Raw genomic sequence first — 18061 nt, 5'->3', positions numbered from 1 at the left:
CCGATATATCTAAATTCAAGAGGCCGGCACAGAAAAACGGCGCACCCGATAACCGGGTACGCCGCGTTCCGTTCTGGATCTGCTGTACCTTGGGGCTATCCGCGCCAGCGATAGGCTTCGAGGTGTTCGCTGATTTCCTTGATCGGGCGGCGCAGGCGGCCGTCGGCGTGGATCATCACGGCGGTGATTTCGGCCTCGGCAATCAGCTCGTCGCCGCGCAGGCAGGCCTGCGAAAAGCGGATGCGGGGGCCGTCCATACCGAGATAGCGGGTTCGGATGTGCAGGAGGTCGTCGACCTTGCCGGGCTTGCGGTAGGTGACGTTGACGTTGGTCAGCGTGAAGGCGGCGGGGTCTTCGCGGGCCAGCAGCGACTGGTGGGAGACGCCGGCATCGCGCAGGTGGTCTGACCGGCCGCGTTCGAAGAAGCGCAGGTAGTTGGCGTGGTAGACCATCCCGGTGAAATCGGTGTCTTCGTAATAGACGCGTACCGGCAGCCAGTGCTGGCGCTCGGCATCAAAGTTCTGGGCATCAAGGGGCGGCAGGCTCATGGCCCGCCCGTATCAGACTTCCGCGCGAGCATGAAGGCATGGCCGAGCGTTTCGACGAGGGCGAGCGTTTCGGCCAGATCGACATGGGTCTGGAGGATGGTCTCGTCGGTCCATACGCCGGTGAGAAGATCGATCAGCTGGAAGCGGTTGGGGCCGCCGGCAAAGTCGAACACGAGATCGTTGCCCTGCGCGACCGCGCGGAACTTGCCGCCATGCGCAAGGGCGATGACGCGCTCGATCACGGCGGGGTTGAAGATGGCGCGGGCCTCGACCTGGTCCGAGGCGCGCAGGCGGTAGAGCGCGTCAAAGGCTTTCGGGCCGAGATCGACCTCCTGCAAAGCGCGGCCCTTGGGATCCTGCGGCCAGCTGGTCTTGCGGGCGCGCAGCTGGGTGACGCCGTGGAGCTGGAACGGCGCTTCGAGAACGATAACGAGATGCGACACATCGGGCGCGTCCTCGACCGACTCGATCCATTCGAACATCGACATCGCAAGGCCGGCATGTCGGCCTTCGAAGCCGTCCTCGATCCGGCGGTTGGCGGCGGCATACTCGGCATATTTCGTCTTCTGCTCCGGCGAGCCGACGACATAGACGTTCGCCTCCGTGAACAGGCCGCAATCGCGCACCGTCTCGACGGCCTTGTCCATGCCGCCGATCTGTTCGAGCGCTTCGGCGGCCTTGCGGAACTCGGGCGGCGCCCAGCTCTGCTTCGCCAGCCATTCGAGGCCCTTGGGCGCGCCGCCGGGTGCGGGGACATAGGTGAGCCCGAGGGGAGTGATGATCCGCGTGAGCGCTTCAGCCTTCGCGGCAAGGCGAGCCTGCGCCTCAACAAACAGCCGGAGCAGGCGTCCGCGAAGCAGGAACAGGGCGAGCCCGATATTCAGGAAGAACAGCACCGGGAACAGCATGAATTTGGCCAGTTCGCCCCAGCCGCCATCCGGAAGCAGCGTTTCGGAGATCATGAACATCACGATGAAAGACGCGAAGCCCCCGAAGAAATAGCGCATGAGCACCCGCTTCTCGCGGCCGGGATCCAGCGGGTCGGAGGGCGCTTTCTCGAGGATGGGGCGGATTTCGCGCTCCGCCACGCTGCGCCCGCCCGCAAAGCCCGGCTGCTGCTCGATCTGGTCCCAGTCCCAACTCATGGAATCGGAGTTAGCAGACGCAGGATGCGGCGTCATCCCACGGTCCAGCCGGGCGAGGGAGGCGCTAAGGTGCGCTATGGCCATGTCCCCTGCCCTCCGGTGTATCTCGCGCGGCCTGAGGGGGCGCTGCCCGGCCTGCGGCGAGGGGCGGATGTTCACGGCCTATCTCAAACAGGCCCCGGCCTGCACGCAGTGCGGCGCGCCAACGGGGCAGATCGCGGCGGATGACGGGCCGTCCTGGCTGACGGTCCTGATGCTGGGGCCGCTGCTGGCGACGCTGACCTTCATTGCCGCGCGGCATGAGGACTGGCCCCGCTGGATCACGCTGCCGGTGCTGGGCGTGTTTGCGATCGGCGCGGTGCTGTTCCTGCTGCCGCGCATCAAGGGCGGGCTGATCGGCGCGCTGTGGAACATGCGGAACCAGGAATAGGCGCAGGGAGCTGAAGAGCCCCACCATGACCCTCCCCGTTCCGGAGAGGGGACATGTCAGTCTTCGTCCGTGAACAGAGTGCTTTGCTGGCCGTTGGGGGGAGGCAGGCTGAGGCGTTCGTAGGCGAGTGGGGCGGCGACGCGACCGCGCGGGGTGCGGGCGACATAGCCTTTCTGCATCAGGTACGGCTCGATCACATCTTCGACGGCATCGCGCGCCTCGCTGAGCGCGGCGGCGAGCGTGTCGGCACCGACCGGGCCGCCGGCATAGGTGTTGACGAGGGCGTGGAGATAGCGCCGGTCGAGCGCGTCGAGACCGTCCGTGTCGATCTCGAGGCGTTTGAGCGCGCGGTCGGCGGCCGGCTTGTCGATGGGTTGGCCTTCGGCGTCGGCAAAGTCGCGCACGCGGCGCAGGAGGCGCAGCGCAATGCGGGGCGTACCGCGCGCGCGCGCGGCGATCTCGATGGCGCCTTCCTCCGTGATCGGAGCACCGAGCTTGCGGGCCGCCGCCATGACGATGCGGGCGAGCTCTTCGGGCTCGTAGAAATCGAGACGCAGCGGAATGCCAAACCGGTCGCGCAGGGGCGTCGCCAGGAGGCCCGCGCGGGTGGTGGCGCCAACGAGGGTAAAGGGCGACAGATCGAGCCGCACGGAGCGCGCGGCAGGCCCCTCCCCGATCACGATGTCGAGGGCGTAGTCTTCCATCGCGGGATAGAGGATTTCCTCGACGATGGCGGGGAGACGGTGGATCTCATCGATGAAGAGAACATCGTTCGGCTCAAGATTGGTAAGGATGGCGGCAAGGTCGCCGGGCTTGGCGATGACGGGACCGGAGGTGGCGCGGAAGCCGACGCCCATCTCGCGGGCGAGGATCTGCGCGAGGGTCGTCTTGCCGAGGCCGGGCGGGCCGAAGAGGAGGACGTGGTCAAGCGCTTCGGCGCGGCCGCGGGCGGCATCGACATAGACTTTCAGGTTCGCCTTCGCCTTGCGCTGGCCGACATAGTCCTCGAACGTCTGGGGCCGCAGCGCGCGGTCCAGCGCGTCGGGCGCCTGGGCGTTGGAATCGGCGAGGGAATCCTTACGGTTCATCGCGCAAGTTCCTTCAGCGCGCCCTTGACGAGGGCGGAGACGTCATCGGCGGCCCCGTCCTTGGCAGCGACGGCGACGGCGCGGGAGGCTTCGGACGGGGTGTAGCCGAGATTTGTCAGGGCACTGATAGCTTCGGCGCGCGGGCCGGTGGAGGCGGCGACGGGCTGGGAGGCGAGGCCAGCGATGGCAGCGGTTTCGAACTTGCCGAAACGTCCCATCGGCGGGGCCTTGCCGGCGAGTTCGGTGACGATGCGTTCACCGAGTTTCTTGCCGATGCCTTTGGCGCGGGTGAAAGCGCCGGCATCGCCGAGGGCGATGGCGTCCATGATTTCGGCCGGGGCGAGACCGTCGAGGATGGCGAGGGCGGACTTGCCGGCGACGCCTGGCACATCCTGCAGGCGCACGAACCAGGCGCGTTCTTCATCGGTGGCGAAAGCAAAGAGGGTGATCGAGCTTTCGGTGACGCGCGTTTCGACATGCACCGTGACCTTGTCGCCGCCGTGCAGGCGGGCGAGCAGCCGGGTGCCGGCGAGGGCGACATAGCCGACGCCGTTCACATCGATGAGGACATGGTCAAGCCCGAGGGCGGCAACCTCTCCGGTGAGACGGCCGATGATCATGCGGCGCCTTTCTTGCGGAAGGCGGCGGGCAGATGGTGGGCGGTGCAGATGGCGCAGGCGAGCGCGTCGGCGGCGTCGAGCTTCATCTCCCCTGCCCGGGGCAGCAGCCGCTGGACCATGAACTTCACCTGATCCTTGTCGGCGGTACCGGTGCCGACGATGGCGAGCTTGATCTGGCGGGGGGCGAATTCCGAGACGGGGATGCCGGCCATGGCGAGGGCGGCCATGGCCGCGCCGCGCGCCTGGCCGAGCTTCAGGGCGGAGCGCGGGTTGGCGTTGACGATGGTCTCCTCCACGCCGGCCGCATCCGGCGCGTGATGGCGGGCAAGTTCGCCGACGGCTTCGAAGATCTGGCCGAGGCGCTCGGCCATCGAGAGGTCCGTTTCGGCCTGGATGACGCCGTGGGCGACATGAGTGAGGCGCATGCCGGATTGTTCGATGACGCCCCAGCCAGTATGGCGCAGGCCGGGGTCGATGCCGAGGATGCGAATCGAAGCTGTCATGCCCGCCACCCTAGCAGGGGGAAGGGTTAAAGACAGCTTGAAGTTTCACTCTTTGTTCGCGGTGGGGAGCGGGATGATGATCTCGTAGCGGCGCAGGAAGAAGGGCACCATCGGGCTGTCATAACCGGCCCACTCTGCAGCGCCGGCACCGCGGAAGCCCTGTTGCGCAACGAATTCGCGCAGGTCAGCCTCGACCTTCTGTCGCCGGCTGGCCGTGTCGGGGCCGTTATAGCGCAGGGCCGCGACCGTGCGGGCCGGCATTTCCTTGAGGACAATCGCGGGATTCGACGGCGCAGGCAGCGTATCCAGCGTCCACTCGGGCGGCATCAGGAAGTGAACGACATAGTCACCGCCCGCGTCAGCGGGCGCGGCCGTGACGGGCGCAGTCATTGCAATTTTCTGGCCTTTGGGCGCGACCGTGACCGGGCTGGTCATCTCGATCTTCTGGCGCGGCGTGTTGGCGCCGAAGATGTAGTTTGCGAGCGGGCGGAAGCCCTCGCTGGCGGCTCCAGAGAGGGACCCGGCCTTGACGGTCACTTCGGCCACGATCTGAGGCGCATAGAGCCGGATTTCGGCCCGTCCGTCTTCAGCCAGGATGTCATAGGCGGGCATATCGGGTCCTTTCTCGGCGGCAGCGCCGAACGCGATCAACACGGCGGCGGCAATGGCGTACATGCGCTTCATGGCAACGGTCCTTATCTGCCGGCTATACGCACGCGGCGCAGATCAGGATCATCGGCGCATGAAAAAGCCGCGCCCGACAAACGGGCGCGGCCGAATTTCCATCAACGGAAGACCTATTCTTCCAGGCGCGGGAGGAGCACCGTGTCGATCACGTGGACTACACCGTTGGAAGCCGGGATGTCGGCCTGCGTAACCGTGGCCTGGTTGACCATGGCCTTGCCATCAGCGGTCGTACGGACCGAAAGGTCGAGGTTGTTGACCGAGGCCGTAGCGCCGGCATCAGCTTCAGCTGGAATATCGGCGGCCATCACCATGCCGGGGACGACATGGTAAGACAGGATACGAACCAGCTTGTCCTTGTTTTCCGGCAGGAGCAGCGCATCGAGCTCGCCGGCCGGCAGCGCGGCGAAGGCTTCGTTGGACGGCGCAAAGACCGTGAACGGACCTTCTCCGGACAGCGTTTCGGCAAGGCCCGCAGCCTGAATGGCGGTGACAAGGGTTGTCAGGTCGAGATTGGCGACGGCGATATCGACGATCGTGGTGGGCGCCGGAACGGGCGTTTCGACGACAGGCTCGGCCACGGGCTCTTCGACCGCAGGCGGCGTGACTGGCGCGGTTTCAGTGGGCGAACAGGCAGCGAGCGCAAGGGCGCTGACTGCGGCTGCAGCAAGCAGGAGTGATTTCATGGGAGATTTCCTTCTGTGACTGGGGGGCGCGCTTCGCGTCGCGCCCTGCAAAAGCTGGAACGAATGTCCCACCCGGCCAGATTTATGAATTACATTTCATGTAGGCTATTTTGGGGCAGCCAAATGCACGTGTGCAGAAATCTCAGCTCAACCACTTCAGCACGCGGGGCGGCGTCTGACGTCAGTCGTCGTCGCAATCGTGTTCGGCGGACGGTACGTCGATCATTCCGGCAAAGCGGATGGATGTCAGTTGTGCGCGGGGCGCGCGGCGCCCAAGTTCGGCTTCAAACCCGAAGGTGTGGGCGAGCCGAGCGTGGAAGCGCAGCGCAATCGTCTGCGGGAAGTCTGTACCGGCGATCTCGGCTTCGCTACGGCCGTCCATCGCCTTTCTCACCTCCTCTGCGGGCGCGCCGTTTAGACGGATTGTCAGATCGACGGACGGCTCGGTCAGTCGCGGATTAGCGGCCATCTTGAGCTGCTGGAATGCGCCGCGCGCTGCTGTTTGCAGCGCGACAGGACTCGGATCAGCGCCGCAGAAATCGAACCCGGCGAGGCTGGCGCGAAAGTCCGTGACTGGATAACCAGCAAGAAGGCCGCGATCCTTCGCGAGGCTCAGGCCAAGTTCAGCGCCGGCCAGAAGTTCAGCCGGGACGACACCTGCCGGCAGAGCGCTTTCGAAGACGAAACCGGACCCGGGCTCCAGCGGATAAAACCGAATCCGGATGTGTGTGAAAGGCTGCGCGGGCCCGGCGGGGTGCTGCTGAACGTGCTTGATCTCGACGGCGCGGGTGATCCGCTCCCTGTAGGCAATCGAGGGATAACCGGCCATCAGGCGGTCGCCAAACGCCGCCTTGAGAGTGGCGAGCACGGAAGTCAGCTCGGTTTCGCTGCGCAAGGATAGCAGGCCGCCCGGAACCTCTGCCAACTTTTCGAAGCGCACGTCTTTTTCGCCGATCAGATCGAGCAGGCGGGGGAGTTCAGTGGCGCTGAAGAGTTCGATGGCGAGCTCGATCGGGTAATAGTCCGCAGGCAGACCGATCATCCGCAGCGCGCCTCAGCTCATCCACTTCAGCACGCGGGGCTGGATGGGGTTCGCGAAGTCTCGGCCTTCGGTGCGGGCGGCGGTCCATTCGCGTTTGAGCTGCTGGTACCATTTGGCCTGCACGTCGATATCGTCGATCCAGAGCATCGCCTTCTGGTGCGCCATGCCCTGGTTCTGCAGGTCGACCATCGTGCCATCCTGCGAGAGGAATTTGGCGCCCATGCGTTTGGCGAGCGGCACCGCGAGCTGCAGCAGCGGCGCGCCCGTCCACCAGGTGAACTGGGTGATGCGGGTCTTCTTTGGCGCCTCTGGCGTCAGGCAGGTGAGCGTGAGGAGGCGCGCGGTATCGTTGGAGATGATTTCCCAGCGATAGCCCGGCAGCTGGAAGCGGATCTCGGTCTGCACGCTGCCGCCGAAGACCCAGCGGTAGAGTTTCGAATTCGACGAGGGCGCATGACGGTCGATGGCCCAGCCGCGCTCGGTGGGGATGAAGGGCTTTTCCTTGAGTTTCAGACCGGCAGACGGCGGGCGCCACCACCATTGGTTATGCACGAAGGGCACGTGGGCGGGATCCATCAGGCCGACGACGGCGTCGTCCATATGGGCGTTGAATTCGTCTTCGATGACGAAGCCGGGTTTGTCCGGGAGCGGACCAAAATCCGGCGGCGGTACGGCCGGCGGCGCGGCCGAGCGCGGATCGTGCGCGACATAAAGGTAGACCGCGCCGTTTGCCTCATGGACGGGGTAGCGGCGCACCTTGACCTTGGTCGGGTCGTAGGGGCTGTCGTCGGTCAGGCTGGGCATCAGCCGGCAGCCGCCGTCGGTGCCGAAGCGCCAGCCGTGATACGGGCATTGCAGCGTCCACTCGCCGTTCGTTTCAAGCTGCCGGCCCGCCGAGAGCGGCACGAGGCGGTGGGGGCAGATGTCGCGCAGGGCGAAGGCGTCACCGCCCGGCGTGCGGCCGACCACAACCGGTTCGCCGAGGATCATCAGGCGCTGCTGCTTGCCGGGCTTGAGGTGCGCCGAAGGCGCGGCCAGCTACCAGCAATCGGTGAGGTAGCCCTCTTCCGTGATTCCGGTCGTTGCGGGGATCGGCTGGCTGTCCGGCAAGGGGGCGCCCTACCCTTCCGGCGTGACGGTGACCGTCACCTCGAACCGGTCCATCGGCTCTTCATCGGTTTCCCAGGGGCGGCCCTCGGTCAGCTTGAAGGTGCCGGTGCCGGCGGCCTTGGGGGTGAAATCGAAGCTCAGGTAATGATTGCCGCCGGTATAGCCGGGGAGATTCTGGTAGGCCGGATCGGTCGGACGGGTGGATTCGCCGGCAGGCTGCATGAAGTCCGGCGTTTCGACCAGGTTCCAGACATAGCCGGCCGTGGGGATCGATTCGAGCTCGATGCGGAGGGTTTCGCCCATCTTCAAGGTGACGGTGGTGCCCTTCTTGTCGGCGCCGACATAGACCACGCCGGCCTCGGCCTTGTTCTGGGCCTCTTCGGCGGCGCGGGCGGCCTCTTCGGGCGTGGGCATCACAGGCTCCTCCCAGTCTGACGGTTCGGAGACAACCTCTTCGCCGGCGGGTCCCGGCGCGACATCGACCATTTCGGCCGTATCGGCAGCCTTGCTGAAGTAGCCGCAGGCGCCCAGTGCCAACAGGCTCATCGCCGCAATCCCCAGTCTCATCGGTGTCACTCCTCGCGTGTATGGCTTCTCTCATACGCGCCGGCGCAGGAAGGCGCCAGTGTGGCGACCCGTCCGGGCCTACTTCCCGCGCGGCGCAGGCCCCGCTATATGCCGCCCATGACCCCACGCGACAAAATCCGCAATTTCTCGATCATTGCCCATATCGACCATGGCAAATCGACCCTCGCCGACCGCCTTATTCAGGCCTGCGGGGGCCTTTCCGACCGTGAAATGAGCGAACAGGTGCTCGACTCGATGGATATCGAGAAGGAGCGCGGCATCACGATCAAGGCCCAGACCGTGCGCCTGAGCTACACGGCGAAGGACGGCGAGACCTATACGCTGAACCTGATGGACACGCCCGGGCACGTGGACTTCGCCTATGAGGTGAGCCGGTGCCTGGCGGCGTGCGAAGGTTCGCTGCTGGTCGTCGACGCCTCGCAGGGCGTGGAAGCCCAGACGCTCGCCAACGTCTATCAGGCGATCGACCAGAACCACGAGATCGTGCCGGTGCTGAACAAGGTGGACCTGCCGGCCGCCGATGTGGCGCGCGTGAAAGAGCAGATCGAGGAGATCATCGGCCTCGACACGGCCAACGCTGTCGAGATTTCGGCCAAGACCGGCCTTGGCATTCCGGACGTGCTGGAAGCCATCGTCACGCAGCTGCCCCCGCCGCGCAGCGGCGACGCCGATGCGCCCCTCAAGGCGGCGCTCGTGGACGCCTACTACGATCCCTATCTCGGCGTCGTGGTCATCGTGCGCGTGCATGACGGCGTGCTGAAGAAGAAGCAAACGATCCGGATGATGCGCACTGGCGGCGTCTACGAGATCGACAAGATCGGCACGTTCAATCCGAAGCTCACCGAGACCGACGCGCTAGGGCCCGGCGAGGTCGGCTATTTCGTCGCCTCGATCAAGGAAGTCGGCGACACGGCGATCGGCGACACGATCACCGAGGACAAGCGCCCGGCCGACAAGGCCCTGCCCGGCTACAAGGAGGTGCAGCCGGTCGTGTTCTGCGGCCTGTTCCCGATGGATGCGGGCGACTTCGACGACCTGCGCGCGGCGATGAGCAAGCTGCGCCTGAACGATGCGAGCTTCACCTGGGAGATGGAAACCTCCGCCGCGCTCGGCATGGGTTTCCGCTGCGGCTTCCTGGGTCTCCTGCACCTCGAGATCATCCAGGAACGTCTCAGCCGCGAGTTCGACCTCGACCTGATCGCGACCGCGCCGAGCGTGGTCTACCAGATGACGATGACGGACGGCAGCGAGATCGAGCTGCACAATCCGGCCGATATGCCGGACGTGGTGCGTATCCGCGAAATCCGCGAGCCCTGGATTTCGGCGACAATCTACACGCCGGACGAATATCTCGGCTCGATCCTGAAACTCTGCCAGGATCGGCGCGGCATCCAGAAGGAACTTTCATACGTAGGCGGACGAGCCTGCGTGAAATACGAACTACCGCTCAACGAAGTCGTGTTCGACTTCTATGACCGGCTGAAATCGATTTCGCGCGGCTATGCGAGCTTTGACTACAACCTGATCGGCCACCGCGCGGAAAACCTCGTCAAGCTGCAGATCCTGGTCAACGAAGAGCCCGTCGATGCGCTCGCCATGCTGGTGCACCGAGACCGCGCCGAAAGCCGCGGCCGGCAGATGTGCGAACGCCTGAAGGACCTTATCCCGCGGCAGATGTTCAAGATCCCGATCCAGGCCGCCATCGGCGGACGGGTCGTGGCGCGCGAGACGATCAGCGCGATGCGCAAGGACGTGACGGCGAAATGCTACGGCGGCGACGCGACCCGCAAGCGCAAGCTGCTGGACAAACAAGCCGCCGGCAAGAAACGCATGCGCCAGTTCGGCCAGGTCGAGATTCCGCAGGAAGCGTTCGTGGCGGCGCTGCGGATGGATGGGGATTAGAGCCCGTCGGTTCGCCAGCCGAACAGCCAGGCAATTGCCAGGACGATTGACGGGCCGGGTCCGGTTATCAGCATCCAGGCGCGAAACCCATGAGGCCAGTACCAAGGACCCCACATGTCATCGGTACGGCCGCCGGAAGGCGGACGTAGCAGCTTGTCACCTGAACCAGCAGGCTTCTTCTGCGCGGAGAGACGGCGCCGGAACTCAAGGATCTTGCGGGAGCGACTCATGCACCCTGAGCATTGTACCAAATCCCTGAGACAGCCTTTTTCAAACTCAGCGAATTTGTCTCAAGTGAGTAGGATACAAAACGCCCTTCCCGTCATCGGGAACAGCACGAGCGTGGACGCGATGAACAGATAGAACCGGATCATCACCACGTTGCGCGTGTTCTGCCACAGGGAGTGGACGATGCGCAGGCCGACATAGGCCCAAGCGAGACCGGCATCGAGGGCAGTCGCTTCGCCGCTCACCGCCAGCACCATGACGAGCGCGTAGAAGATCGTCGGCTGTTCCATCAGGTGGTTGTAATTGTCCGCCACCTGACGGACTTCGGAGGGCAACACGTCGTAGACGGCGCTTCGGGTATGCTTGGCCTTCTCCGGGTGGATCCGCGCCTTCTGCATTGCCGGGACCCGGGTGGCGAGCATCCAGACCCAGACGATGAGGGACCAGGCGACGAGCATGGCGGCGGGAAGCAGGATGGCAGCTGGCATCGGCAGGGCTCCGGCAGGGATTGCGCTCTGATCTGAGCCGCCTGCCCTGCCGGAAATCAAGCGATTACTTGACGCCCGCTTCGAGCGCCTTGATCTCCGCATCGAGCGTCCTCACCGCGCGCTGGTTCAGCCACCAGATAGCGGCGAAGACAGCCGCCATGAGGCCGAGGCTGGCTGCGAAGGTGGCGAGGCGGTCGGCGAGCGGCAGGCCGGTACCGGATGCCAACGTGACGCCGCCGACGAAGACAAGCATGCCGGGCACGAAGGGCGCGAGGTACCAGCGCCAGACAGTCGAAAGCGCGGCGCGTTGGCGCTGGAGTTCGGCGCGGTGGAAATCGATGACGCTTACGGCCGCGTCGCGTTCGGCTTTGGCCGAGACGCCGGCCAGCGCGTGCAGCTTCCAGCAGACATAGAGCGCGCCAAGAATGATCAGCAAGGCGCCGGCCTTGACCGTCAGCACCGGGATCAAAACCGCCATCCAGCCAAAGACGGCGATCACCAGCGCCGCAGCGGCATATTCGGTGATGTTCCGATTTCGGACGGTGGCGCGGAAGCGGGTGGCGCGCGCCTGGATATCGGCGAGGGTCATGGTGAAGGGCTCCTCTTTCTGGTTTGTCCAAAGGGTCTGGAAGGGATCGCGGTCTGTCATGGGCGGCCTCCTTGGAAGTCTTTCGTGAGCTGCGCCTTGAGGCGGGAAATGCGGGTGGCGACGGCGCCGGGGGTGAGGCCCGTGATTTCGGCGATGGCGGCGGCGTCGAGCTCTTCGAGATAGAGCGTCATCACCTGCCGGTCGGGCGACTTGAGGCGGCGGATCCAGGCCATCACGCGGGCGAGCGCGTCGCTCTGTTCGAGCTCGGCCGCGAGGCTTTGCGGCGCGGGCACGTCTCCGGCAGCGTCGAGGGAGACAGCGCCGGACGAACGGCGGCGCTCGCGGTCGACATGGCTGGCGGCGGTGTTGTGGGCGACGCGGTAGACCCAGGTCTTGAGGCTGCAACGGCCGTCAAAGGTTGCAAAGCTGCGCCAGAGCGCAACATGCATGTCCTGCAGGAGGTCGCGCCGGCGCTCGACATTCGCCTCGGTTGCCTGGGCGAGGCGCTGCAAGGCCGGACCGAACGCTCTGGCGGTCTGCAAGTAGAGTTCATCGGGACCGGAAACGCTGCTCATATCGTGTTAGTCTGACGTGCGCGGGCTTTCTTACAAGCAGAAGCGCAGATATCGCGGCTTCAATGCGAGCCCGGTCAAGGCTATATGCCGCGCATGACCCAGCCCCTGACGATCCTCGGCATCGAGACTTCCTGCGACGAGACCGCCGCTGCCGTGCTGCGGCTGGAGGATGGGCGCGCGACGCTGCTGTCGGATGTGATCCGTACGCAGCTGGAGGAGCATGCACCCTACCGGGGCGTGGTGCCCGAGATTGCGGCGCGGGCGCATGCGGAGCTGGCCGACGCGGTGGTGTCGAAGGCCATGCAGGATGCGGGGATCGGCTATGACGCGCTGGACGGCGTTGCAGCGACGGCCGGGCCGGGCCTGATCGGCGGCGTGCTGGTGGGCCTGATGACGGGCAAGGCCGTGGCGCAGGCCGCAGGCGTGCCATTCATCGCGGTCAACCACCTGGAAGGCCATGCCCTCTCCCCTCGCCTGTCGGCGGATTGTCCGTTCCCGTACCTTCTGCTGCTCGTCTCGGGCGGGCATTGCCAGTTCCTCGAAGTGCGCGGGCTGGGCGAATATGTGCGGCTCGGCTCCACGATCGACGACGCGGTGGGCGAGGCCTTCGACAAGGTGGCCAAGCTGATGGGCCTCGGCTTTCCGGGCGGGCCGGCCGTCGAACGGCTTGCGGCGGCTGGCAATCCGGACGCGCACGCGTTTCCGCGGCCCTTGCTGAACCGGCCGGGGCTGGAAATGAGTTTCGCCGGACTGAAATCCGCTGTGGCGCGCGTGGCGGCCGATGCGGTCACCGAGGCGGAGAAGGCCGATATCTGCGCGAGCTTCCAGGCGGCGATCTGCGATGTGCTGGCGGAAAAATCCCGCCGGGCGCTGGAAGGCTTTGATACGGGCGGCGCAGCGAAGCGCTTTGTCGTCGCCGGAGGCGTGGCCGCCAACAAGGCGATCCGCGCCGCACTGGAAACGGCAGCTGCGGACCATGGCGCGCACCTCGTTGCGCCGCCGCTTCGTCACTGCACGGACAATGCGGCGATGATCGCACTGGCCGGCGCCGAACGGATGGCGGCCGGCCTGGCAGGGCGCGAAGACGGGCTGGATGCCGGCTCGCGGCCGCGTTGGCCGCTGGACGAAGCCGCTGCCCTGGCCACGCCGGTCTATGGCGGCGGTCACAAGGGCGCGAAGGCCTGAACATCTGATCCGGAAATGAAAAACCGGGACCTGAGGGGAAGGGTTTCCTCAGGTCCCGGCAAGGGCCTGCAGGCGCGTCAGGGGATCGTCGCGGCGTGCAGGATTGGGAGGAATTGGCTGCGCGGGGGCGCGCTCCACGGTCAGGCGACGAACGTGGCGAGGCCGTAGGTTGCCCAGAGCGTGATCGCGGTTGCCGGAATGGCAGCAAGGATCGACAGCAGCGACTGGTGGGCTTCTTGGCGTGAAGTGGTCATGGCGAAGGCTCTTTTTGACGGGTGGACAGCAACCGCTGCCGTCCATGAGCCTTATATAGCGCAACCCTGAACGCTGGTCAATGAACGATTTCGTTTTTATTCACTGATCAATCTTTATAGAAGAACTGGGGAATGACACGCTTGAAGTCGGGCAGACTTCTTCCGTCGAAGGCGTCAGGCCGTCCCATGGGGCTGGAACAATGGCGCCGACCGACACGCCGGCCAGCAAAAGGTCCATCACGCCGTCCAGTTCACGCTGCAGCTGCGGCAGGGTCAGCTTCGAAAAGAGTTGCGGGAAACGGAACTTCATCAGCGCCGACTGCCACATTTCCGCGGCTTCATTGAGGTTGGCGAGCGGGCGGAACTCGCCGGCCTTGACCCCGGCTTCGAGGATCTGGACCAGGAAAACGCGTTCCTTGGCGAGCTTGTCATTCATGTAGAGCGGGCGCTCGCGGCCAAGAACTTCTGCCACTTCAAGGATCTTCGCCTCCTCCTCGATCGCCGAGAAGGTGCGGGCCAACTCATAGTGAAAGAGTTCGCGCAGCCGGTTGGCGGCCGATTCCGGGCGCGCCACGATCTTCGCGAAGGTGAGGTAGGATTCCTCATTGAACTTGTGGGCCATCGCCTCGGCGATATCGAGCTTGGACGCGAAGAACCGGTAGATGTTGCCGGCGGACATGTTGCAGTCCCGGGCGATCTCCGCCATCGTTGTCTTCGAGTAGCCGTAGTGGAGGATACGCTCCACGGCGGCGTGAAGGATCTGGAGGCGGGTATCGTCAGTCGGATTTGGGCTCATCTGACCAACATACACAAAATTGCTGAACAGTCAATATAGTATTCAGCGTACAATTGCCCTGAGGGCGGCGGCTGCTGACTTTTGCGGCCGGTATGGCCGGTGGCAGATGGCTGTGCCATAGCGTGGCCAACTCATCGGGAGGTCTGGATGCCGCTTTTCTGTCTTCACTGTCTGGATAACACGGTCGATGGCGCCGCGCGCCGCGCCGCCGCCCGTCCCGCCCATCTGGAATGGGCCGCAGGGCTCGGCGGTATGGTCCGAATGGCCGGCCCCCTGCTGAGCCCCGAAGGCCAGATGGTCGGCTCGGTCTTCCTGATCGAAGCGGCCGACCTCGCCGCAGCGGTGGCCCTTAATGCCGACGATCCCTACTCGAAGGCCGGTGTGTTCGGACAGGTGACGATCAACGAAACCCGCTGGGCCATCGGAGAAGGCAAGCCGCAATGAGGCAGTTCGTTTCCGGAAACCTGAACTATTCCAGCTGGTCGATCCGGCCGCTGCTGGTCGCCCGCAAGGTCGAATTGCCAGTCGAGGAGGTCATCGTCCCACTCGATTTCCCCGAAACAACAGCGCAGCTGAAAGCGATCAGCCCGACGGCCAAGGTGCCGCTGCTGCGTTGGGACGGCATCGAGATCTGGGAAAGCCTGTCGATTGTCGAATTCATCGCCGAATGGGCGCCGCCCGGCGCGGTCTGGCCTTCGGATCCGGCACGGCGCGCCCTCGCCCGTTCGGTCTGCAGCGAGATGCATGCCGGTTTCCAGGCGATCCGCAGTGCCTGCCCGATGGATATCCGCGCGCGCGAACCCGCCCCGGAAATGACCCCGGCGCTGGAGGCCGACATCAGACGCCTTCAGGCCATGTGGTCCGGCCTGCGGGCGGCGCACGGCGCCGGCGGGTCTTTCCTGTTTGGCGCCTGGTCGGCGGCCGACGCGTTCTACACGCCGGTTGTCACGCGCTTTCGCACCTTTGGCCTGCCTCTGACCGGCGCGGCTGCAGACTATGCGGCGGCAGTGCTGGAAGATCCGCTTTTCCGGACACTGGAAGAGCAGGCCAAGCTGGAGCCCTGGTGGATCAAGTACGGTTCGGACGGACGCTCGAGCGGCTATCTCAAGCCTTAGGCGGCGTCATGAAGTCGTAGCCGAGATCGTACTGGAAGAGTTCCCGGATCCGGCCTGCATAGATGTCCATCGCTTCGCCGGAGAACAGGTCTTCCAGCGATTGCTGCCGGTTCTGCAGCACATTGGGCTCGGCTTCGGGATCGACCTTGAGCGCCATCGCTTCCTTGGTGCCGGCTTCAACCGCGGCGGTGATCGCCTCCGGCTTCAGCGCAATCTTCCAATGGCGCGCAATCGCATCCAGCGTTCCGGCCGGATCGGCGCGCGTGCCTTCATACTGGACGCGCAGGATCGATGAGGGGAAGGCTTTCTCGATGTGGCCCCAACGGTTCCAGAAACGGGCGAGCCAGTAGAGGTCGCACCGGTAGCGTTTGCCATCCGGATCTCCGCGCAGGTATTCCAGCCAGTCGACCTGGATGTCGTATTCCCACTTGGCGTGGTGCGAGGCGAGGATGCTCATCGGATGGCGCACGCACAGCGCATAGGGCGGCAGGCCCGCCAGGCTGCGCGCCCAGCTCCAGTCTGCCAGCCGGTGCGGGATCGTGTGGCTGAAGGCGAGGCGCGGCAATTGCGGGAAGACCGGATCGTCCTTCGGCCAGCCGATATAGGGGCGCACAGCATTCTCGGAGAAGTATTCCGGTCGCGGGATGCCATACGTATCCGCCAGCGCGACAGCGAACATGTACTTCACCCAATGGGTGCCTGAATTCTTCGACGTGACGAGGAAACCGTCGAACGCGCCGTGCCGCAGCACGGAGAAGTTCATCCAGTTATCGTTCCAGACGCGGGCGGCATAAGTCATGGCCCGGCCTAAACCAGCGCCCGGAGCGGTGCAAGATCAGGTCTTCAAACCGGCAGTGTCGCGGTAGACCTGCAACAGCAGCAACTGGCTACGGGTGGGAAGGTCTTCGGCTTCCGAGACTGCCACCAGCATGGCGTCGAGATCGACCACTTCCTTCGGGCCGAGCTGCGGTGCGTTGACGATCATCCGGCTCAGCCGGGTCATCGTGTCCTTGGCGGGTGGGCAGGTCTGCGACACCCAAGCCGCATGCGCGGCGAGGTCTTCGGCTTCGCCCGGTGTGTAGTGGAAATGCTCGCGGATTTCCGCCTCGATCACATCGCTCTGCCGGGGCGTCAGCTTGCCGCCGCGTGCGAGAGCGACCTGCATCATCATGATCGCGGCAGCCTCTCGCGGATCCTCAATCAGGTCGAGACCGCCCTTCCCCGCCTTGTAGCGGAAAGCCATGCTGCGCGGCGCGTTGGCAACGGTGCGGGCAACGTCCGCCGCCACGTCCAGCCCCTGGCGCGCCATGCGCAGGCGCCAAGCCCAGACACCGATGGCTACAAGCAGGGTGAGAAGACCAAGAAGGATGTGCATCGATTGAAGATAGCGCCGAGCAGGCGCCGGCGCCATGAGATTCGATGCTGCACTGTCACATGCGCAGCCGGTCAGCTGCTGGCCTTGCCGCCAAACAAGCCGCGGATGACGCGCCACACGCCCGCGAGGAGGACCGGGATCAGGATGAAACCCTTCTTCAGGAACGCGAACAGGATCACGAGAAGGCCGGTCTTCTTGAGTACAGCGACCCCTGCGCCGCCCGCGATCAGCGCCGCGACGCCATAACCGGCCGTCTTGTCGCCCTTCACATAGTCCGCATAGGTCGCGCCGGGATTGAAACTGGCAAGCGCCAGAACGTCAGGCCCGGCCGAGCGTACATCTGAAAGCGCATCCATCGCGGCGACCATGTTGACCGACAGCACACCGTGCCGGCCGAGCAGGCGCATGTCATAGTTGAGCGTGTGGGTGCCGTCAGAACTGGCGAACAGGAGATCCTTGGCCCAGATGAGGCGATGGCTTTCAGCGTCATAGGACGGCGGAACAGCCCAGCCGACGAGTTGGACCTCCTCGAACCCCTGGCGGACGCGTGCCGCATTGGATTCGCGGGTCCCGGACTGCATGTCATTCAGCAGCTGCGCATAATCCGTCGAAGCCGCATCGTCGTCGGTGACATAACCGGTATCCTCATAGGTCAGCACCGCGCCCCAGCTGGCATCGACGGGAGAGAGGCCGGCAGGAAAGATCATGCCAAGGACGTTCGTGTCCTCCGGATTGCCCCAGAGATCCTCAAGGATCGTGCGGGATTCCGAGGCGCTGTAGAAATCGTAGTCGTCAGAGACAGACAAGGTGACGGGCGAGCGTTCCAGCGCGATGATGCCGTGATCCGGCGTGACGTCCGCGAGCACTTCTTCTGCATAAGCCCGATAGGCGGCTTCGGCCTCTTCAGGCGTAAGCGTTTCGTCCTCGCCCTGGGCCAGAACCGGCAGCGCGAGAACACAAAGCGCTGCCAGCGCCGTCACGAATTTTGACATGGAAACCCCTCCCACCTGAAGAGGAATTGGTAGTCGCGCTGTGTGACGTTAGCAAGCGCGGGCGCAAAGGCCGTACCGGTCGCAGCGCGGGCTGCAGCCGGTACGGCCTTTCACTCAG

Annotated in this window: 22 protein-coding genes; 5 read left to right on the top strand and 17 right to left on the bottom strand. The window is 65.0% G+C overall.

From position 1 onward, the window contains the following. Positions 1-95: 95 nt before the first annotated feature. Together GC148_RS08380 and GC148_RS08375 are read right to left on the bottom strand one after the other, a co-directional pair. Positions 96-548, bottom strand: coding sequence for a YbgC/FadM family acyl-CoA thioesterase (locus GC148_RS08380; RefSeq protein ID WP_291070221.1), 453 nt, complete (start codon positions 546-548; stop codon positions 96-98). Beyond that, positions 545-1693 (bottom strand): DUF3137 domain-containing protein, encoded by a 1149-nt coding sequence (locus GC148_RS08375; protein ID WP_291070220.1) that lies wholly within the window; start codon positions 1691-1693, stop codon positions 545-547. The genes GC148_RS08380 and GC148_RS08375 overlap by 4 nt, the downstream gene beginning before the upstream one ends. 82 nt (positions 1694-1775) lie before the next feature. Here GC148_RS08375 and GC148_RS08370 point away from each other — a divergent pair, with 82 nt between their 5' ends. Then, the gene (locus tag GC148_RS08370) at positions 1776-2123 is read left to right on the top strand and encodes a DUF983 domain-containing protein (RefSeq protein ID WP_291070219.1); all 348 of its coding nucleotides are present in this window, start codon (positions 1776-1778) and stop codon (positions 2121-2123) included. Positions 2124-2179: 56 nt separating this feature from the next. Here the strand turns inward: GC148_RS08370 and ruvB are convergent, their stop codons facing one another. From ruvB to GC148_RS08330, 8 genes are all read right to left on the bottom strand, one after another. After that, positions 2180-3211, bottom strand: coding sequence for a Holliday junction branch migration DNA helicase RuvB (ruvB, locus tag GC148_RS08365; RefSeq protein ID WP_291070218.1), 1032 nt, complete (start codon positions 3209-3211; stop codon positions 2180-2182). Then, positions 3208-3831 (bottom strand): Holliday junction branch migration protein RuvA, encoded by a 624-nt coding sequence (gene ruvA / locus GC148_RS08360; protein ID WP_291070217.1) that lies wholly within the window; start codon positions 3829-3831, stop codon positions 3208-3210. The genes ruvB and ruvA overlap by 4 nt, the downstream gene beginning before the upstream one ends. Continuing rightward, positions 3828-4334, bottom strand: coding sequence for a crossover junction endodeoxyribonuclease RuvC (gene ruvC / locus GC148_RS08355; RefSeq protein WP_291070216.1), 507 nt, complete (start codon positions 4332-4334; stop codon positions 3828-3830). Before ruvC ends, ruvA begins: the two co-directional genes overlap by 4 nt. A 45-nt stretch (positions 4335-4379) precedes the next feature. Continuing rightward, positions 4380-5018 carry a heme-binding protein gene (locus GC148_RS08350; RefSeq protein ID WP_291070215.1) on the bottom strand — a complete coding sequence of 213 codons (639 nt, stop codon included), beginning with the start codon at positions 5016-5018 and terminating at the stop codon, positions 4380-4382. 113 nt (positions 5019-5131) lie between these two features. Beyond that, the gene (locus tag GC148_RS08345) at positions 5132-5704 is read right to left on the bottom strand and encodes a fasciclin domain-containing protein (RefSeq protein ID WP_291070214.1); all 573 of its coding nucleotides are present in this window, start codon (positions 5702-5704) and stop codon (positions 5132-5134) included. Between the two features lie 181 nt (positions 5705-5885). After that, the gene (locus tag GC148_RS08340; protein ID WP_291070213.1) at positions 5886-6746 is read right to left on the bottom strand and encodes a hypothetical protein; all 861 of its coding nucleotides are present in this window, start codon (positions 6744-6746) and stop codon (positions 5886-5888) included. A gap of 12 nt (positions 6747-6758) precedes the next feature. Next, the gene (locus tag GC148_RS08335) at positions 6759-7784 is read right to left on the bottom strand and encodes an aromatic ring-hydroxylating dioxygenase subunit alpha (protein ID WP_291070371.1); all 1026 of its coding nucleotides are present in this window, start codon (positions 7782-7784) and stop codon (positions 6759-6761) included. A gap of 81 nt (positions 7785-7865) precedes the next feature. Further along, a complete protein-coding gene (locus tag GC148_RS08330; RefSeq protein ID WP_291070212.1) occupies positions 7866-8423 on the bottom strand; it encodes a protease inhibitor I42 family protein in 558 nt (185 codons plus the stop codon). Between the two features lie 117 nt (positions 8424-8540). Here GC148_RS08330 and lepA point away from each other — a divergent pair, with 117 nt between their 5' ends. Next, positions 8541-10346 carry a translation elongation factor 4 gene (gene lepA, locus GC148_RS08325; protein WP_291070211.1) on the top strand — a complete coding sequence of 602 codons (1806 nt, stop codon included), beginning with the start codon at positions 8541-8543 and terminating at the stop codon, positions 10344-10346. A 290-nt stretch (positions 10347-10636) separates the two neighbouring features. Here the strand turns inward: lepA and GC148_RS08320 are convergent, their stop codons facing one another. The 3 genes from GC148_RS08320 to GC148_RS08310 all read right to left on the bottom strand — a co-directional run bounded on the left by GC148_RS08320 (position 10637) and on the right by GC148_RS08310 (position 12226). Then, entirely contained in the window at positions 10637-11062 is a 426-nt protein-coding gene (locus GC148_RS08320) for an MAPEG family protein (RefSeq protein WP_291070210.1), read from the bottom strand. 64 nt (positions 11063-11126) lie between these two features. Further along, a complete protein-coding gene (locus GC148_RS08315; RefSeq protein ID WP_291070209.1) occupies positions 11127-11711 on the bottom strand; it encodes a hypothetical protein in 585 nt (194 codons plus the stop codon). Further along, positions 11708-12226 (bottom strand): sigma-70 family RNA polymerase sigma factor, encoded by a 519-nt coding sequence (locus tag GC148_RS08310; RefSeq protein WP_291070208.1) that lies wholly within the window; start codon positions 12224-12226, stop codon positions 11708-11710. The genes GC148_RS08315 and GC148_RS08310 overlap by 4 nt, the downstream gene beginning before the upstream one ends. Positions 12227-12310: 84 nt before the next feature. On the opposite strand from GC148_RS08310, the gene tsaD reads away from it, so the two are divergent. Next, a complete protein-coding gene (gene tsaD, locus GC148_RS08305; protein ID WP_366063456.1) occupies positions 12311-13411 on the top strand; it encodes a tRNA (adenosine(37)-N6)-threonylcarbamoyltransferase complex transferase subunit TsaD in 1101 nt (366 codons plus the stop codon). Positions 13412-13765: 354 nt separating this feature from the next. Here the strand turns inward: tsaD and GC148_RS08300 are convergent, their stop codons facing one another. Beyond that, positions 13766-14461, bottom strand: a complete 696-nt coding sequence (locus GC148_RS08300; protein WP_291070206.1) for a TetR/AcrR family transcriptional regulator — start codon at positions 14459-14461, stop codon at positions 13766-13768. A 147-nt stretch (positions 14462-14608) separates the two neighbouring features. Here GC148_RS08300 and GC148_RS08295 point away from each other — a divergent pair, with 147 nt between their 5' ends. Further along, positions 14609-14905 carry a YciI family protein gene (locus GC148_RS08295; RefSeq protein ID WP_291070205.1) on the top strand — a complete coding sequence of 99 codons (297 nt, stop codon included), beginning with the start codon at positions 14609-14611 and terminating at the stop codon, positions 14903-14905. Beyond that, on the top strand, positions 14902-15576 hold the full coding sequence (locus GC148_RS08290) for a glutathione S-transferase (RefSeq protein WP_291070204.1): 675 nt from the start codon (positions 14902-14904) through the stop codon (positions 15574-15576). The genes GC148_RS08295 and GC148_RS08290 overlap by 4 nt, the downstream gene beginning before the upstream one ends. On the opposite strand, the gene GC148_RS08285 is transcribed toward GC148_RS08290, so the two are convergent. From GC148_RS08285 to GC148_RS08275, 3 genes are all read right to left on the bottom strand, one after another. After that, positions 15566-16375 (bottom strand): sulfotransferase family protein, encoded by an 810-nt coding sequence (locus GC148_RS08285; RefSeq protein ID WP_291070203.1) that lies wholly within the window; start codon positions 16373-16375, stop codon positions 15566-15568. The two genes, GC148_RS08290 and GC148_RS08285, sit on opposite strands and share 11 nt — an antisense overlap. A 36-nt stretch (positions 16376-16411) precedes the next feature. Beyond that, on the bottom strand, positions 16412-16951 hold the full coding sequence (locus GC148_RS08280) for a hypothetical protein (RefSeq protein WP_291070202.1): 540 nt from the start codon (positions 16949-16951) through the stop codon (positions 16412-16414). Positions 16952-17022: 71 nt separating this feature from the next. Further along, positions 17023-17943, bottom strand: coding sequence for a DUF2167 domain-containing protein (locus GC148_RS08275; RefSeq protein ID WP_291070201.1), 921 nt, complete (start codon positions 17941-17943; stop codon positions 17023-17025). Positions 17944-18061 lie beyond the last annotated feature (118 nt).

The organism is Hyphomonas sp. (assembly GCF_016125515.1).
In the GTDB taxonomy this organism is placed as follows: Bacteria; Pseudomonadota; Alphaproteobacteria; order Caulobacterales; family Hyphomonadaceae; genus Hyphomonas.
This window is presented reverse-complemented; position numbering and strand designations above follow the sequence as displayed.

Coding starts and splice junctions, on each gene's coding strand:
- GC148_RS08315 (WP_291070209.1), bottom strand. CDS start 11,711: ATGACAGACCGCGATCCCTTCCAGACCCTTTGGACAAACCAGAAAGAG.
- GC148_RS08320 (WP_291070210.1), bottom strand. CDS start 11,062: ATGCCAGCTGCCATCCTGCTTCCCGCCGCCATGCTCGTCGCCTGGTCC.
- GC148_RS08370 (WP_291070219.1), top strand. CDS start 1,776: ATGTCCCCTGCCCTCCGGTGTATCTCGCGCGGCCTGAGGGGGCGCTGC.
- GC148_RS08310 (WP_291070208.1), bottom strand. CDS start 12,226: ATGAGCAGCGTTTCCGGTCCCGATGAACTCTACTTGCAGACCGCCAGA.
- ruvB (WP_291070218.1), bottom strand. CDS start 3,211: ATGAACCGTAAGGATTCCCTCGCCGATTCCAACGCCCAGGCGCCCGAC.
- GC148_RS08380 (WP_291070221.1), bottom strand. CDS start 548: ATGAGCCTGCCGCCCCTTGATGCCCAGAACTTTGATGCCGAGCGCCAG.
- ruvC (WP_291070216.1), bottom strand. CDS start 4,334: ATGACAGCTTCGATTCGCATCCTCGGCATCGACCCCGGCCTGCGCCAT.
- GC148_RS08300 (WP_291070206.1), bottom strand. CDS start 14,461: ATGAGCCCAAATCCGACTGACGATACCCGCCTCCAGATCCTTCACGCC.
- GC148_RS08350 (WP_291070215.1), bottom strand. CDS start 5,018: ATGAAGCGCATGTACGCCATTGCCGCCGCCGTGTTGATCGCGTTCGGC.
- GC148_RS08345 (WP_291070214.1), bottom strand. CDS start 5,704: ATGAAATCACTCCTGCTTGCTGCAGCCGCAGTCAGCGCCCTTGCGCTC.
- GC148_RS08295 (WP_291070205.1), top strand. CDS start 14,609: ATGCCGCTTTTCTGTCTTCACTGTCTGGATAACACGGTCGATGGCGCC.
- GC148_RS08375 (WP_291070220.1), bottom strand. CDS start 1,693: ATGAGTTGGGACTGGGACCAGATCGAGCAGCAGCCGGGCTTTGCGGGC.
- GC148_RS08330 (WP_291070212.1), bottom strand. CDS start 8,423: ATGAGACTGGGGATTGCGGCGATGAGCCTGTTGGCACTGGGCGCCTGC.
- GC148_RS08285 (WP_291070203.1), bottom strand. CDS start 16,375: ATGACTTATGCCGCCCGCGTCTGGAACGATAACTGGATGAACTTCTCC.
- GC148_RS08340 (WP_291070213.1), bottom strand. CDS start 6,746: ATGATCGGTCTGCCTGCGGACTATTACCCGATCGAGCTCGCCATCGAA.
- tsaD (WP_366063456.1), top strand. CDS start 12,311: ATGCCGCGCATGACCCAGCCCCTGACGATCCTCGGCATCGAGACTTCC.
- ruvA (WP_291070217.1), bottom strand. CDS start 3,831: ATGATCATCGGCCGTCTCACCGGAGAGGTTGCCGCCCTCGGGCTTGAC.
- GC148_RS08290 (WP_291070204.1), top strand. CDS start 14,902: ATGAGGCAGTTCGTTTCCGGAAACCTGAACTATTCCAGCTGGTCGATC.
- GC148_RS08275 (WP_291070201.1), bottom strand. CDS start 17,943: ATGTCAAAATTCGTGACGGCGCTGGCAGCGCTTTGTGTTCTCGCGCTG.
- GC148_RS08280 (WP_291070202.1), bottom strand. CDS start 16,951: ATGCACATCCTTCTTGGTCTTCTCACCCTGCTTGTAGCCATCGGTGTC.
- lepA (WP_291070211.1), top strand. CDS start 8,541: ATGACCCCACGCGACAAAATCCGCAATTTCTCGATCATTGCCCATATC.